The organism is Acinetobacter sp. YH16040_T (genome assembly GCF_024605785.1).
Taxonomy (GTDB): domain Bacteria; phylum Pseudomonadota; class Gammaproteobacteria; order Pseudomonadales; family Moraxellaceae; genus Acinetobacter; species Acinetobacter amyesii.
Map to the genome: position 1 here is coordinate 1,930,615 of NZ_CP094541.1, position 15,925 is coordinate 1,946,539.

Here is a 15,925-nt window from a genome sequence, read left to right on the forward strand (position 1 = left end):
CTAAAACAATACTGCTCCTTGGAATCATGAGTACCAGCGTCCTGAGTGGATGTCAGGTCGTCAGTGTCAAAAACCAAAAACTCAACGTTTCTATTGCCAATGAACGTGAAAGTATTATTTCTCGAAACAAACTCAGCGAAGCCAGTTTAAATGTCTTGTCGATGACAGGTCGTGAAGCCAAAGCGTGTATAGAAGACCCGAAAGCCTGTGTTGATGAACTACAACAAATCCCACAAATTCAAGACGAACAGTTACTGTCTACGGCAAGTGAATTATATTTAGCAAAAGCCATTGAATATGAGTCTTCTTCTGCCTGTAAATTAGGTTTACTGAGTAGCCACAAATCAGAAGAAAAACAAAAAATTGAACAAGACACTTATAACAAATGTTTAGATCAACAGCTGACGCTACTGGATAAAAGTATTCGCTATAGCTATGCCTATATGTTTAAAACCAAACGTGCGCCTGCTGACCGTATTTTTGATAACCGCCAAGTTCAAATCCGAGATTTCTATAATCAAGGGATTGCTAAACTGGTTAGCAGCTATGCACTACGTTATAAACCGCAAGAAGTCACCCAACAGATCAAAGTCGGACAAACCACCTATCATATTGACTTCAGCCATTACCCAGAACTCAAAAATCGTAAAATTGAACTATTGATGTCAACCTATAACCTCAACTTCTCAGGTTTACGTTCAATTACCCGCCGAGATGGTTTTGGTTCCGAATTCCTTGTGGTTTTACCCGAAGAACATACAGTTGAAACAGGCAAAGCCAAATACATTATCAACCCAATAGATTTTAAATATCCGTCTGGTTCAAACCCTAATATCCATCAAGCGCGCTATTTAGCTGCAACCTTAACAGCGGAACCTGTAAGCACCACAACTTCAGTTGATCAAATTTTAAATCAGCATGAGTTTCAAATTAAGGCTTACGACCCGTACAAATATGAACAGGTCAATATTGCCAATAAAAACTATGCCCTTGCAGCCAATTTTTCTGCACCTTATGGTCTTTGGTTAGCACAAAACAACTTGGGCAAGGCAGCGTATTTATCCCTGATTGACCGTGATGAAAAACTCACGATGCCACATTTATACATGCTTGAACCATATAATCCTGACAAAAAAGTCATCGTTTTGGTACATGGTCTTGCTAGTAGCCCTGAAGCATGGATTCGTCTCACCAACGATATTATGGGCGATTCAGTGCTACGTGAGCACTATCAAGTGTGGCAAGTGTTCTACTCAACCAACATGCCGATTATTGAAAGCCGCTTCCAAATTTATTCCATATTGACTCAAACTTTTAATAAAGTCGACGCCAATGCTGCAGCTAAAAAAGATGCGGTTTTAGTTGGTCATAGTATGGGCGGAATTATTGCACGACTACTGGTTAGCCAAGCCGATACCACACAATCTGCTTTGAAAATGATGAACTCACGTCAATTAAATCAGTACCGCAATATTCCAGTCGTGAAGCAGCGTATGGTAATTGACGATATTCCAAATTTCAGCCGTGCGATTTTCTTGGCTGCACCGCATCGTGGTACTGAATACGCAGATCGTTGGTTTACCAAAGCTGCTCGAAAAATCATTAAACTTCCGGGCGCTTTCTTATCAGCCATGGGTGATGTGTTAACTCAGGAAGAAGACCTGAAAGATTTATTCCGTGAAATCGACCACGGCTTAATCCAAAATGGACCAAGTGACTTAAGCCACCAATCCAAATTTATTGCGCTCACTGAAGATATTCAGCCACGTAAAGGTTTGAAGTTTCATTCAATTATGGGAAATAACACCAATAGCCAAGATAAAAATGTAATCTCGGATGATGTCGTGCCATACACCAGTGCGCATTTAGAGGGTGCTGTTTCAGAAAAGATCATTAAAGGTGGTCATTCGATTCAAGAAACCCCAGAAGCTGTACTTGAACTGCGCCGTATACTACGACTGCATTTGATTGAACTTGGCCTCTATAAACCATAATGCAATACAACATTTAATTCGATCTACATATTTTAAAACCGATCTCAGGATCGGTTTTTTTCATTTCTGCATTTACTTGAATATGCCATTATTCACATAATTATTATATAAGCCTTTATTTTTTAATCATTTTAAAACTCAAAATCACTTGTTAAATTTTATACAAATCTTATATTAGAGATAAATACGGGTTAAATATAGACAAAAAAGTTGTGCACATATCCTAAATTTTTTATGAGCATATCGAATTATGAAATTAAAAGGCTCAAAGTTACTTCATCGGGATGAAATAGAGAGTTTAATCAAAAATAGATTAAATAAAGTTTATTTTACGCCAAATTTAGAATCCATTTATCAGCCGCTCTACCGTGATGAAGCGGCGAAAGAATTTCGTTTTCGCGGGATCATTATTTTTCTCCTGTATGCCCTGTTATGTTCGGGGATTTATCAAGTGATTCCATAACGCAGTTTTGTAGATTCCTTTGTATATTTGGGTAGTGTTTATCATTCTGATTGCATGGGATTTTTCTTTTTTTCCGCATTAACCCCTTATTTTAATGTTTATACTTGTCTAGGCTCGATGTGCGCTGTTGCAATCATATTTATCATCTTTACTGTGATTGGTAATGATCACAATGATGCGCTATTACATGCAGCCATGAAGTATGCCTTGGTCATCATCTATGCCTTTGTTGGTATGCGTTTTTATATTGCCATGGTTGCGGGTTGGTAGAACATGACCACTGACTGGGCTAGCAAACCGTTGTCCGTTATAAGGAGCTTTAGAACAGCTATGGCATTATGCCCTACGCCATCAACAGCCTTTAAGCATCATAGTGATCGATATCGAATTTTTGAAAATTAAAATGATCATTTAGGTCATCAGGCGGGTGACATCTGCCTGACCCAAATTGCAGAGGTTTTGTCTCAAATCACTAATCGAAATGGTGAGTTAGCTGCACACTATGGCAGCGAAGAGTTTTTACTCCTCTTTAGGGTGTTAACTGAAGCTGAAAATTGAACCTTTGGCAGCCGATTTATTACGCAGAATTTAATCACTCGAACTTCCACATCCAGCCAGCCATATGTCTAAATTTGTGAAGATTAGCATCGGTACGGAAACGATCATTCCATCCAAATCTTATCAAATTCAGAAATTTATATAGGCTGCCGATCGTGCACTTTACCTTGCAAAAGGTAGCTGTCGCAACCAATATCGATTAGCTCAGGCTGAAGCGCAGCTTGATGTTTGAGTCAGTTTATCGCTTTGTAAATGTATCCATTGTTGAATTTACACACAGACTTTTTAGCGTTTATAAATAATATTTTGACTGCTTTTTTTACATGCAGACAAACCTTTTCTGGCATTTTCCTACCACTTTTTTTGCTAGAATCAGCAACACGATTTGTTAACGTACACCTGTGGTTTTGAATGAAGAGACAAAATAATATAAGGACTTTTTCTAAATCCAATTTTCATCAAAACAGTGTTTTTCGTTTAGCAGCGCACAAATTTTTATTTTAAGGTATTTCGTTTCATGCAAGCTGATAATTCCAAAGTTGACCTTTCAACCCTGACCCCGATGATGCAACAGTACATGTCAGTCAAAATGCAAAATCCGCATTCACTGATGTTTTATCGGATGGGTGATTTTTATGAGCTCTTTTTTGAAGATGCGCATAAAGCAGCAAAACTCTTAGGAATTACACTGACACATCGTGGTAAAGCCAATGGTGAGCCTATTCCAATGGCAGGTGTCCCATACCATGCTGCTGAAGGCTATTTAGCCCGCCTTGTAAAAAAAGGTGAAACAGTGGTGATCTGCGAGCAAATTGGTGAGGTGACAGGCAAAGGGCCGGTTGAGCGCGGTATTGTCCGTATCATTACCCCAGGGACATTAACGGATGATGCACTGATTGCCTCTCATCAAAGTTCTAATTTAGTCGCAATCTGCTTACAACAAAATCAAATCGGGATTGCTTTACTGGACCTCAGTGCAGGTATTTTCAAAGTTCAGCAAATGGACTATCAACTGGAACAATTGGCAATCGAACTTTCTCGCTTAATGCCGAGCGAAATTTTGATTGATGAAGATCTTATTGACCCGAATATTGTTGAGCAAATTAAACGTCAATTAGACTGCCCTGTTACCAAGCGTCCAAACGTCGACTTCAATTTAAATAATGCGCAAAAAACCCTATGTGATCAATTTGCCGTAGCCACACTTTCAGGTTTTGGTATTGACCATTTGCCTTTGGCGAAAGCTGCCGCGGCGGCTTTGATTCACTATGCAAAAGTCACTCAAAAAACCGCTTTACCCCATATTCGCAGCATTCAACTCGAACAAAGTAGTGATTTCGTGGCGCTCGATCCCGTCACTCGTCGTAACTTAGAACTGATTGATCCTTTATTTGAACATGGCACTTCCCTGTTCCAACTGATCAATGATTGCCAAACTGCGATGGGTGGCCGTCTATTAAGTCGTACCTTAATGCAGCCTTTACGAGATACCGCTTTATTGGATGCACGTTTAGATGCATCACAAGCGATGCTGCAAGGCTATCATGAGTCTCCGATCCGCTTAGTTCTCAAAGAAATTGGTGATATTGAACGTGTGCTATCTCGTGTAGCTCTCGGCAGTGCTCGTCCACGAGACCTAGTTCAGTTACGTCAAACTTGTGCACAAATTCCCTATCTTCGACATGCACTTGAACCGATCATTCAGTCACACCAATCTAAGCTCATTGCTCAGTTAAATGATGAAATGGGTGATTTTCACGGCTTACATGAGCGTCTCATGTCTGCCATCGTAGAAAACCCGCCAGTGCTTTTACGTGATGGTAATGTGATTGCCGAGGGTTTCGACACTGAACTCGATGAACTGCGTAAAATTCGTGACCATGCAGGACAATTCCTCATCGATCTCGAAATCAAAGAGCGTGAACAAACCGGAATTTCAACCTTAAAAATTGGCTATAACCGTGTCAGTGGCTACTATATTGAACTCACTCGAGCGCAGGCTGAGCAAGCACCTGATCATTATATTCGCCGCCAAACCCTAAAAAATGCGGAACGCTACATTACCCCTGAGCTGAAATCTTTTGAAGATAAGGTGCTTTCGAGTGAGTCACGTGCATTAGCGCGCGAAAAAATGCTCTTTGAGCTATTACTTGATGAGTTACGTGCAGATATTGGCAACTTACAAATGATGAGCGCCGCTATAGCGCAAATAGATTTATTGGCCAATTTTGCCCATCAAGCTCGATTACGCAATTGGTCACGTCCTGAATATAGCCCTGAAGTTGGGATCAAAATCAAAGCCGGACGTCACCCTGTTGTGGAATCTCTGAGCAAATCGGCATTTACCCCAAATGATACCAGTTTGGACTTTAATCACCGTATGGCGATTATCACAGGGCCAAATATGGGCGGTAAATCGACCTTTATGCGCCAAACTGCCTTAATCAGCTTATTAGCCTACTGTGGTAGCTTTGTCCCTGCCCAATCTGCCGTATTAGGGCCGATCGATCGGATATTTACCCGTATCGGATCTGCAGACGACTTGTCTACTGGTAAATCAACCTTCATGGTGGAAATGACTGAAACCTCACAGATTCTACATCATGCGACCAATCAATCATTGGTACTGATGGATGAAGTCGGACGTGGTACGAGTACCTATGATGGCTTATCTTTGGCGTGGGCATGTGTGCTCGATCTCACCCGTCGCATTAAATGTTTATGCCTATTTGCAACGCATTATTTTGAGCTCACCGAGTTAGGCAAAGACGCCAATATAGATAACTATCATGTGACTGCTCGTGAGCTAAATGGCAACCTGATCTTACTGCATAAAGTTCAACAAGGCCCAGCGAGTCAAAGTCATGGTCTACAGGTGGCAAAGCTTGCAGGTATTCCTGCAGCTGTGATCAAAGAAGCGCAAAATCGCCTTCATATATTAGAAACTCAGCAAAAACAGCAACTCAATACGGCTGTACAAACCGATCTATTCTCGGCACTCGCAGAGCCTGAAGTCATTGAACGCGTAGTTGAAGTTGAAAAAACATCGCCCGTACTTGATGCCTTAGCAGATATTGATATCGATAACTTAAGTCCACGTGAAGCATTACAACAGCTTTACGCTTTAAAGGATTTACTTAAGATCTAAATTGAGCAGAAGCGATAGATGAGATATGCAAAGAACACCAATGAAGGTGTTCTTTGCATTGACACCATTCAAACGCGTAAATTAGTGAATGTTTGCTATCTACTACTGCGGCTATTCAGCAATAAATTGATAAAAAATTAATGTTCTAAAATGTTTCATGCTTAAAATGCACATAAAAATATTGTTCGATAAACAGATGTAATTTAATTAGTTTTTGAGTATGATTCTCATTCATTGTGAAATTTACATAAATTGTTCAGTTTTTAGTGATTTTAACAGCACTGCATATAATAATTATCAATAAAAGGAATTGTTAGTTACCCTATTTTTTGCCTAAAATACACCATTAGTTTATTAGAACCATATTTTTTAGGTAGCTGTCGCCATGACCTTTGTTGTCACTGAAAACTGTATTAAATGTAAATATCAAGACTGCGTAGAAGTTTGCCCTGTTGACTGTTTCTATGAAGGTCCAAACTTCCTTGTTATTAATCCAGATGAATGTATCGACTGTGCGCTATGTGAACCTGAGTGTCCAGCTAACGCGATTTTCTCTGAAGATGAGTTACCTGAAGGTCAAGAAGTATTTATCGAACTTAATACTGAACTTTCTCAAAAATGGCCGAACATCACTCAAATTGGTGATCAACCTGCCGACCGTGAAGAATGGAACGGTAAAGCTGATAAATTACAATATCTTGAAAAGTAATTTTACGCTTTCATGAAAAGATCAGCACATGCTGATCTTTTTTTATACTTAAAGCACACATTTCATTGCAAATTATTCAAATTTTCTCAATCAAATTGGATTAAAATAGAACGAGTTTATAAATAATTGATTTCTATAATGAAGCATTTACTCAAGGGATTATTGTCCGTTGCAATATTCCCTCTTGTTTTCATTGGTTGTACAACTACACCACAAAAACAAGGTCACACTATTACAACTCCCGACGGTAAACGTATTTACATACCTCAAGAAAAAGTGACGACCATCAGACAAGCCCCGCCTAAAGTGGTGCCTTATGCCTACAATTCGTGGGTCGCGTCTGTCGATAATTTACGTCGCGTTCGAGACTATGAAGTCTTTTTAGAGAAAAATGGTGTAGGCAATATCATTCCATCATTTGAGTTGATGCGTACTGCACGTGACTGGCAAAAATGTGGTCGCTCAGAATATATGGTACCTAACCGTGAATTATGGCAAAACCAAATTGCAACCTTACGTGTCTTTAAATATTTAGTAGCTGCCAATATCTTAACGGACTTTGAAGTGACATCGGTTTATCGTGATTTGCCTTTGAACCAGTGTGCCGGTGGTGCAAGTTCATCTCGTCACTTATACAACTCTGCGATTGATTTCCGTATTGGACCTGCGTACCCGCAGCCCGAAGACTATAGTTATATTGAAAACACCAAGTTCCGTTTATGCCAGTTTTGGTCACAACATGGGCAAAGTCTCAATATGGGTCTTGGTTTATATGCCAGCGGACAAATTCATATTGATACTCAAGGCTACCGTACTTGGGGGCCTGATCACTCAAGCCGCTCATCAATGTGTAATTACTAAAACATTACATCGTCATATCAAGACCTCTTCGGAGGTCTTTTTTGTGCATAAAATATGCAAATACAGAACAATAAATTGCGATGTTAGTGGAAAGGTTTAAAATGCTTGCATCAATCACGAGGTGCGACAACATGCAACAAATGTGGACAGACATTGATGCTTACATCGATTCACATTTAATTCCTGAAGATCCAATACTGACCCAAACACTTCAACATACAGATGAACGTGGCTTTCCTGATCATCTTGCTGTAGCGGCCAATCAAGGCATGCTGCTACAAATGTTAATCCAAATGAACAAGTGTAAACGCGTTTTAGAACTTGGAACTTTTGCAGCCTACAGCACTATGTGGTTAGCACGCGCATTACCTGAAGATGGTTATATTCTGACCATTGAAGGTCGTGATACACACGCGGCCCTCGGTCAAGAAAATATTGATAATGCAAAGCTTGCACAAACGATTGAATTAAAATGTGGTCGTGCGGCAGATATTTTACGTGCCCTTCCTGACGACACAGAAGCTTTTGACTTTATTTTTGTCGATGCAGACAAACAGAGCTACCCTGAATATTTAGAATTAAGCCTAAATTTATCTCATTCAGGTACAGTCATTGTTTTAGACAATGTGATTCGTGCAGGTGAGATTCTGAATGCTGAAAACCACAAACCAAGCATTGAAGGTATTCGTGATATGTTCAAAGCTATGCAAAATCATCCAAAAATTTTATCTTGCACAGCACTTCAAACTGTTGGTTGCAAAGGTCATGATGGTTTTGCGATTGCAATCGTTAAATAATCTAAATCGAGGTGTTTTTTAGACACACTGGATAAAGGTATAAAAAATAATCAATACAATATTTTATTTTTAAAACAATTACTTACAAACACTGCACACAGAGTTATCCACAATTTATGAGGATAACTCTGATTATTTTTAACACAACAACTTATTATTTATTTACTCGCATTTCTCTGTCTATTTAATCACCTATTCATTGTCTCAACTTATTTTACAACCAACAGTGGAACACTCGAATTTCTGAAAATACTGGTGGTAATACTGCCCAAGAAGAACTGATGGATTTTACTGTGGCTAAAAGCGCCAAGTACGATTAACTGAATGCCATGCTCTTGTTGATAGTCCAGAATATTTTCCGAAACATCGCCATAACGGTATTCTGTCACCACATCGAGACCGGCATTGGTTAAATAATTTTTTGGATCATCCAAGATTTGTGGGTGATCTCCAACATAGACCAAATGACATTGTAAGAGTTTGAGTAGATCACTTTGTGCCACACGCTTCATTAACTCAACGCATTTAGGCGAATATTCATAGGCAAAAATAAAACGAGTCGGTGGTTTAAACGTTGGCCCTACAGTCATAACTGTACAACTTGCACCACGTATAAAGTTTTCAACATTACTACCAAGCGGCTTATTGCGCTCTGCTGAACGTTCACCCACGCGACCAATTAAAACAATATCGTCATCTTGCAACACATTAAAACTTTGCTCTAAGAAGTCGCCCTTTTCCTGAATATGGGTGGTTTGAATACCATGCTTATCTTGGATCATTTCAGAAATGTGTTTGAGCAAGTTATTACTATAATCTAACGCTAAATCACTTTGTTTTTGTTCTAACTCCGCGAGTTCTTTCAAGAGCATAGCATTACTTTCAAACCCAATCACTCCACTGATTTCACCTAAGTGATAACTTGCCGGATAGTAATCAAGTATTTGCAGTAAAACCAACTCACGGTGAGTTTGTTTAGCAACCCAAGCAGCAGCATCAGCTAGTGCATTAATGCATGGAGAAGAGTCGATACAGGCGATAACTCGTTTCATGATTAGCCCTCGTTTTATTATTGCTTGGCTATAAAATGTTGTTTGTTATTTTTAACTTATCACAACTCTGTTTCACTGTGCATGCATTTGTGTAAGCATAAAAACGATTTATGACCTATTTGGCGATTATTTATTCACGATATCGAATGAGTTTTGCAGGATTTCCCGCAATGATTGCACGCGCTTCGACATTTTTCGTCACCATACTGTTCATGCCGACCACAGCCTGCTCAGCAATGTGAATGCCATCCTTGATTCCAACATGCGCACCTAGCCAAACATCACGCTCTATCTCAATCCCTTGTGAACGTACAGCTTGTTGATAGATCGGTTGATTGACATCCATTCCATGATCAAAAGCGTATAAATGGCAATATGCCGCCATACGAACCTGATCGTGAATTTTGATGCCCACTCGCCCACCATCTATAATACAGTGATGATTGATCGCCACTTCATTGCCTATTTCTATTGGGCCATGCAAAGTGCAATCCGCCGCAATAAAGCTGTTATCTCCAATAACAATCTTACGTCCCGGTTCGGCAAAAATATGAGCCAATGGCGATATAAAACAGTTTTCACCAATTTCAACGGTTTCCATCGATTTGAGATAGTCTTGATATTCCTGTTGCCAAGCTTCGGCCCAACCACGATTTTTCGGTTTAAGTGACCAATACAACCAAGGCATATAATTCAGACGATGCTTATGTTGCTCTCGATATTTCAATAATGGATCTTGTTCATTCATCTTCATCAGCCTCGACGATATGCAGTTGTTCACGTCCGCGAGTTACATCTTGTATCTTTAACTGCAGTGGTTGGATTTGATGAATTTGCAATGATGCAAGTACATTTACACCTTCCACTGTGTAGTCTTCCTGAAATTCAATTTGCTGCTGATTGAGTTCATATTGGAAAATTGCCCACTCATTAAACTGACAACTAAATTGCACTTTTTTCTTCTCAATGAGTTCAATTTTTTCAGCCTGCAGCAGACATTGACCGGCACAGCCACCATAGGCACGTACCAAGCCCCCTGTGCCGAGCTTAATTCCACCATACCAACGATTAACCAAGACCAATACGTTGGTTAGATCATTCCCTTCTATGGTTGCTAGAATGGGCCGACCTGCTGTGCCTGAAGGCTCACCATCGTCATTGAAACGTACGGTATGTCCAATTTTCCATGCCCAGCACTGATGTGTTGTTGAGATATCTTTATGGGCTTCGAGAAATTCTTTAACGGCTTGTTCATTTTCCACAGGAACTGCGATGGCTTGAAAACGACTTTTTTTAATGTCTTCTTCATATTCAAACTGTGCGGCGAGTGTAAATGGCATAACGTCTTTAGATCCTCTATCAGCGGATATTATAGCGTTTTTTGAAAGACTTACATCCACAAAAAAGCCCCCAATACTGGAGGCTTGCTTGGCACTGCGTTATTAACGTTCGCGAAGTGCTTCTTTTGCTTTATTGAATGGCTTAATTAAGTATTCAAGTACAGTTTTCGAGCCTGTGCGGATATCGACCGTTGCCACCATACCCGGTGTGATACTAAAACTTTTACCTTCTTTATTGCTTAATTTATCGCTATCTGTACGGATATAAACACGATAATAGAACTGATCTTGTTTCACTTCATCACGTAGCGTATCTGGTGAAATGACGGTCACTTTACCTTTTAACCCGCCATAGATCGAATAATCATAAGCCGTAATTTTAACTAAGGCTTCTTGACCCGGACGAATAAAAGCAATATCTCGCGGTGAAATACGTGCTTCAACCAAAAGTTGTTCATCCAAAGGTACAATGGTCATCAATTTACCATTTTGCGGAATCACACCGCCCAATGTCATCACATCAATTTCTTTGACCACACCACGAACTGGAGATTTAAACACGGTGCGACTCAGCGTATCCGATTTGCCTTTCACCACTTGTTGCTGTGATTCAATATCAGTATTGGCTTTCGACAATTCTTCCCGTGATTTCACCAAATATTGGTTACGGACATCATTTAACTGATTTTGTAAGTCATTTGCTGAACGTTTTAATCGAAGCACTTCAACTTCACTCGCTGCACCTTTGGCAACGAGCGGCTCAGTCATGGCCAATTCTTGTTGAACCAATACCAAAGCTTGTTTTAAGCCTGCAACGGATTCTTCCAAGTTTGCACGACGTGAACGATATAAAGCAGTCTCTTCATTCACTAAGGCAGGAATTTTTTGAACATCTTCAGGGAAGCTTAATGGCGTACCGTTTACTTCTGCACGTAAACGCGCTGCTGTTGCACGAGATGCCACAAGTAAAGACTCAGTTTCACCAACATTTGATGCGAAACGTGTTGGATCTAGTTGCGCAAGAACTTGTCCTTGTTCAACAATTTGACCTTCCTTCACATTCAACTTAGTTAAAATCCCCCCTTCAAGCGACTGAACAATTTGTTCTTTCGAAGATGGAATCACTTTACCTGTACCTGTAGAGACTTCCTCTAATTTGAATAACCAAGCCCAAACTAAAAGGATTGCCAAACCAATCGTAATAATCCAAATGATTAAACTCGATTTCGGTAATGGTGGCTCTTTAAAGCTAACTTTGGTCGAGCGTTGTATTTCTTGTTTATTTTCACTCATGATTTAAGCCCCAGCTACTTTTTTCTGAGCATTCTGATTCAGAATTTGATCACGTGGCCCATCCATGACAATTTTACCTTCGTTCACCACAATAATGCGGTCAACCAACTCAAGTACCGCACGACGGTGTGTTGCCACCACCATAGTTCGATTTTGTAAATAACCTTTTAAATGATCGATCAACTGCTTCTCAGATACGTCATCAATGGCCGCTGTAGGTTCATCAAGTAATAGAATATTTGGTTGACGAATCAATAAACGTGCAAGCAGCAAGGCTTGGCGTTGACCGCCAGAGAAGCCTACACCACCTTCTAAAATGATATGGTCTAGCCCTTCTTTTTTCTCTTGAACAAAGTGAATTGCACCCGTAATTTTCAGTACTTCAATCAATTGTTCATCCGTCGCCAACGGAGCACCCAAGGTCAAGTTTTCACGAATCGTACCGTAGAATAACTGTGCATTTTGGTTCAATAGCCCCATATCACGACGTACATCTGCAGGGTCTATTAAAGACAGTTCGATTCCATCTAATTTAACTTTTCCTTGTACAGGCGTTTGCATACCTGATAACAACTGAAGAAGCGTCGATTTACCAGCACCATTACGGCCTAAAATTGCGATCTTTTCTCCAGCCTTAATTTCCAGTTTTGGAATTAAAAGACTTGGACGTGGATCATCTTCACCATACTTAAATAAGACTCCATTGAGTTCATAATGACCGTTGATTGATGGTCGATGAATGAGGTGAGAATAATCCGGTTGATCGACAGGTTTCTTCATGAGTTCATCAAGACCTGCTTTCGCCACTTTAGCCTGTTGTAAACGACCTAATACCCCTGCCAGTGCAGAAATCGGTGCCAACATTCGAGAGGATAAAATCGAACAAGCCACCAATGCACCTGTGGTCATTTCACCTTTCATCACAGCAAAACAGCCGACGAGTACAACGATTGCAAATGTTAGACCCTGAATTTTTTGTGTCCATGCCGACATTAAGCCCACGATTTTACGTTGACGCATACTGACATCAGCAGACACTTCATTCATGTGGTTCCATTGGTTTTGGAAGCGTGATTCCGCACGAAGTAATTTGATATCTTCCATGCCTTGCACAGATTCAACCAATAAGGCATTACGAATCGAAGACTCGCGCATACCCATTTGTGCAAGTTTAGCCAATGGTTTTTGCGCCAAAATCCCTGGAATAATCATCAAAGGAACAACCAACAGCATGACCCAAAATAGATTGCCACCAATTAACCAGAAGATGAACAAGAATAGGAAGAAAAACGGTAAATCGGCAATCGCGGTAACAGTCGTCGAGGTGACCATCTCGCGCACACCTTCTAATTCACGAATCTGTGAAATAAAAGTACCTGTTGATTTTGAACGTTCACTATTTTTAATTCTTAATGCATGACCAAATACACGATCGGAAATTTTCAAATCGGCACGTTTACCAATAATATCCGATAAATAAATTCGTGAAACACGTAGTGCAAACTCAAATATCGCTGCAATTAACACCCCACCGGCAAGTACCCATAAAGTCGGTACAGATTGAGATGGAATGACGCGGTCGTACACGTTCATTGAGAACAAAATAGTGGCTAGGGCCAAAATATTCGCCATTAATGAAGCAAACATAATGTCGATGTAGCGTTTCCAGTCTTTTAAAACAATCGACCAGAACCAATTTTTTTCAAACGGCTTGATGTATTCATCAACACGTGCATCGGGTACAGATGACTCTGGACGCAGAATATAAATATTGCGAACGCCATGGCTCAATCGTTCAATAGAGAAGACTTGAGATAGGCCTTCATCTCCGCTCAATTGGACACTGGCATTACCGTCTACGTCGATGCGTTCTACCACACCCACTTCACCACTAATAAACTCAACCAATACCGGTAAGCGCCATGGATTAAGCAGATTTATGTCATATTTATTTTTTCGAACACTTAATCCAATTTGGCGTGCCATGACTGCAACCAGTTCATCGGCATTTTTGTGTTGATCCCAATCCAACTGCAACCGTATACGTTCTTCAGAGGGTTCAATTCGATAATGCTTTGCAATATTCAGAACCGCTTGTAGCCACGGTTGATAATTTATTGTATTACTCATGGCTGAACTTCAAACCCCTGAATAGATATATTATTAAGTTCATAAATATTTCGTGAACGTCCTGTCACTTGGATGTACTGCGCAAGTGCTGAGTAGATATCATATTGTGATGTCACAATTTCTTGTGCGGCACTATGTATGGCTTGCTCTGCATTCAGTAGATCGACAACCGTTCGAGTTCCTAATTTATATTGTTCTTGATACAGTTCTTTGGTTCTTACCGTTGTTTCACGACGCTGCACCAATATCGACATTTGACGCTTTTTATTTTCGATTTGTTCTCGAATCATTCGGACTTGATCAATCACATCCAAATATACTGTATTCACTTGTGCTTTAGCTGCTTCTTCAGCATAGCTTGCGGCACGTGTTTGCGCTGCAATTGCACCACCTTGGTAAAAATTACTGGTAGCTTCCAACATGATTGAATTATATAAACCATCATCTTCATCATTATTTGGATTACGGCCATTCACCGCCTGACTCAGACTGCCTTTGACATTTATTGTTGGATAAGCACTTAATTTTGACTGTTGCTTTTGCAATTTGGCAATTTCAACCCCAGCCTGTGCTTGCATCATGCTCGGAATCATCTTGAAGTCCGGATCCTCGTATAAAGCCGCTGCAGTTAAGATCCGATCGGGTATCACCCAATTGATCTGACTTACATCAAAACCTAACAAGGTACGAAGTCGCTGTTGGTACTGTCGAAGCTGAGTTTCTTGCACGATTAAATTTGATTCCGCAGCTTCTAAATTTGACTTGGCTTGAATAGGGTCTGCTTGACTACTGATCCCTGCGGTTGCACGTAGGTTGGCAATTTCAGCAATCCGACTCACACCGGCAATTTGTTGCTGCGCAATTTTAGCAACTTCTTGATATCGTTTAATGTTGATAATGGCATTTGCAACATCAAAAGAAACTTCATCTAAATTTACAAGCACATTGGCCTGCTCTTGTAACATTTTTGCTTCTTCTATACCGACAGCACTTTTGGTTTTACCAAAGTCATATAACATCTGCGTCGCATTTAAAGATACCAACTGACGTCCACGCTCGCCTTTAGTCAGATCTGCAGTGCTCAATCCACCTGAAATTTGGGGATAATATGCAGCATTCGCTAGGTCAATATTAGCGTTTTGCGATGCGACTGTAGCAATACTTTGTGTGATTTCTGGACGTCTTTGGACGGCGATATGTATCGCATCAATAAAACTTAGATTCTTCGCTACTGTGTTTGGATTATAGTTGCCTTGTTGCGTTCGACCATAAGCAACGGCGGGCATTTCTTGGACACGTGAGGTATCTAAATTATATTTACTGAGTTCGGTGATGTTAATTTTTTCGGCAGAAGGTTTAGGCTTATTAGGTAAAAAAATCTTATCTAATGTCTTTTGAATGGTACTTTGTGCAGTGCTAGTATCTGCTGCATACACTGAACCAATGGAAAAGGGTAATAATAATATACAAAAGAAATTGCACTTATTTTTACGCGGACGCCCAACTTTTGGACCATTCATCTTTCGTAATCGCATGATTTTTGCAGGTCGTATTTTTAGTTTAAAATATACTGAATTCTT

General features: G+C 40.1%; 14 protein-coding genes. 8 read left to right on the forward strand and 6 right to left on the reverse strand.

Features of this window, described 5'->3' with window-relative positions:
• Positions 1-26: 26 nt before the first annotated feature.
• The 8 genes from MST16_RS09415 to MST16_RS09450 all read left to right on the forward strand — a co-directional run bounded on the left by MST16_RS09415 (position 27) and on the right by MST16_RS09450 (position 8,530).
• Positions 27-1,994 carry an esterase/lipase family protein gene (locus tag MST16_RS09415; protein WP_373683922.1) on the forward strand — a complete coding sequence of 656 codons (1,968 nt, stop codon included), beginning with the start codon at positions 27-29 and terminating at the stop codon, positions 1,992-1,994.
• A gap of 250 nt (positions 1,995-2,244) precedes the next feature.
• The gene (locus MST16_RS09420) at positions 2,245-2,457 is read left to right on the forward strand and encodes a hypothetical protein (RefSeq protein WP_257222565.1); all 213 of its coding nucleotides are present in this window, start codon (positions 2,245-2,247) and stop codon (positions 2,455-2,457) included.
• A gap of 54 nt (positions 2,458-2,511) precedes the next feature.
• On the forward strand, positions 2,512-2,727 hold the full coding sequence (locus MST16_RS09425) for a hypothetical protein (protein ID WP_257224588.1): 216 nt from the start codon (positions 2,512-2,514) through the stop codon (positions 2,725-2,727).
• 189 nt (positions 2,728-2,916) lie between these two features.
• A complete protein-coding gene (locus MST16_RS09430; protein WP_257222568.1) occupies positions 2,917-3,015 on the forward strand; it encodes a hypothetical protein in 99 nt (32 codons plus the stop codon).
• A gap of 517 nt (positions 3,016-3,532) precedes the next feature.
• Positions 3,533-6,163, forward strand: coding sequence for a DNA mismatch repair protein MutS (mutS, locus tag MST16_RS09435; protein WP_180010141.1), 2,631 nt, complete (start codon positions 3,533-3,535; stop codon positions 6,161-6,163).
• A 385-nt stretch (positions 6,164-6,548) separates the two neighbouring features.
• On the forward strand, positions 6,549-6,872 hold the full coding sequence (gene fdxA, locus MST16_RS09440; RefSeq protein ID WP_004651686.1) for a ferredoxin FdxA: 324 nt from the start codon (positions 6,549-6,551) through the stop codon (positions 6,870-6,872).
• Between the two features lie 138 nt (positions 6,873-7,010).
• Positions 7,011-7,733: a D-Ala-D-Ala carboxypeptidase family metallohydrolase gene (locus MST16_RS09445; protein ID WP_078188751.1), complete on the forward strand. Its 723-nt coding sequence runs from the start codon at positions 7,011-7,013 to the stop codon at positions 7,731-7,733.
• Positions 7,734-7,864: 131 nt separating this feature from the next.
• Positions 7,865-8,530, forward strand: a complete 666-nt coding sequence (locus MST16_RS09450; RefSeq protein ID WP_180010142.1) for an O-methyltransferase — start codon at positions 7,865-7,867, stop codon at positions 8,528-8,530.
• A 209-nt stretch (positions 8,531-8,739) separates the two neighbouring features.
• On the opposite strand, the gene MST16_RS09455 is transcribed toward MST16_RS09450, so the two are convergent.
• The 6 genes from MST16_RS09455 to MST16_RS09480 all read right to left on the reverse strand — a co-directional run bounded on the left by MST16_RS09455 (position 8,740) and on the right by MST16_RS09480 (position 15,865).
• The gene (locus tag MST16_RS09455) at positions 8,740-9,582 is read right to left on the reverse strand and encodes a universal stress protein (RefSeq protein ID WP_078188753.1); all 843 of its coding nucleotides are present in this window, start codon (positions 9,580-9,582) and stop codon (positions 8,740-8,742) included.
• Between the two features lie 130 nt (positions 9,583-9,712).
• Complete coding sequence (locus MST16_RS09460) at positions 9,713-10,330, reverse strand: DapH/DapD/GlmU-related protein (RefSeq protein ID WP_180010143.1); 618 nt, start codon at positions 10,328-10,330, stop codon at positions 9,713-9,715.
• A complete protein-coding gene (locus MST16_RS09465; RefSeq protein WP_180010144.1) occupies positions 10,323-10,922 on the reverse strand; it encodes a YigZ family protein in 600 nt (199 codons plus the stop codon). Before MST16_RS09465 ends, MST16_RS09460 begins: the two co-directional genes overlap by 8 nt.
• Before the next feature lie 102 nt (positions 10,923-11,024).
• Positions 11,025-12,215 carry an HlyD family type I secretion periplasmic adaptor subunit gene (locus MST16_RS09470; RefSeq protein ID WP_180003848.1) on the reverse strand — a complete coding sequence of 397 codons (1,191 nt, stop codon included), beginning with the start codon at positions 12,213-12,215 and terminating at the stop codon, positions 11,025-11,027.
• Between the two features lie 3 nt (positions 12,216-12,218).
• On the reverse strand, positions 12,219-14,345 hold the full coding sequence (locus tag MST16_RS09475; RefSeq protein WP_180003846.1) for a type I secretion system permease/ATPase: 2,127 nt from the start codon (positions 14,343-14,345) through the stop codon (positions 12,219-12,221).
• Positions 14,342-15,865: a TolC family protein gene (locus MST16_RS09480; protein WP_180003893.1), complete on the reverse strand. Its 1,524-nt coding sequence runs from the start codon at positions 15,863-15,865 to the stop codon at positions 14,342-14,344. Before MST16_RS09480 ends, MST16_RS09475 begins: the two co-directional genes overlap by 4 nt.
• Between the last annotated feature and the right edge of the window lie 60 nt (positions 15,866-15,925).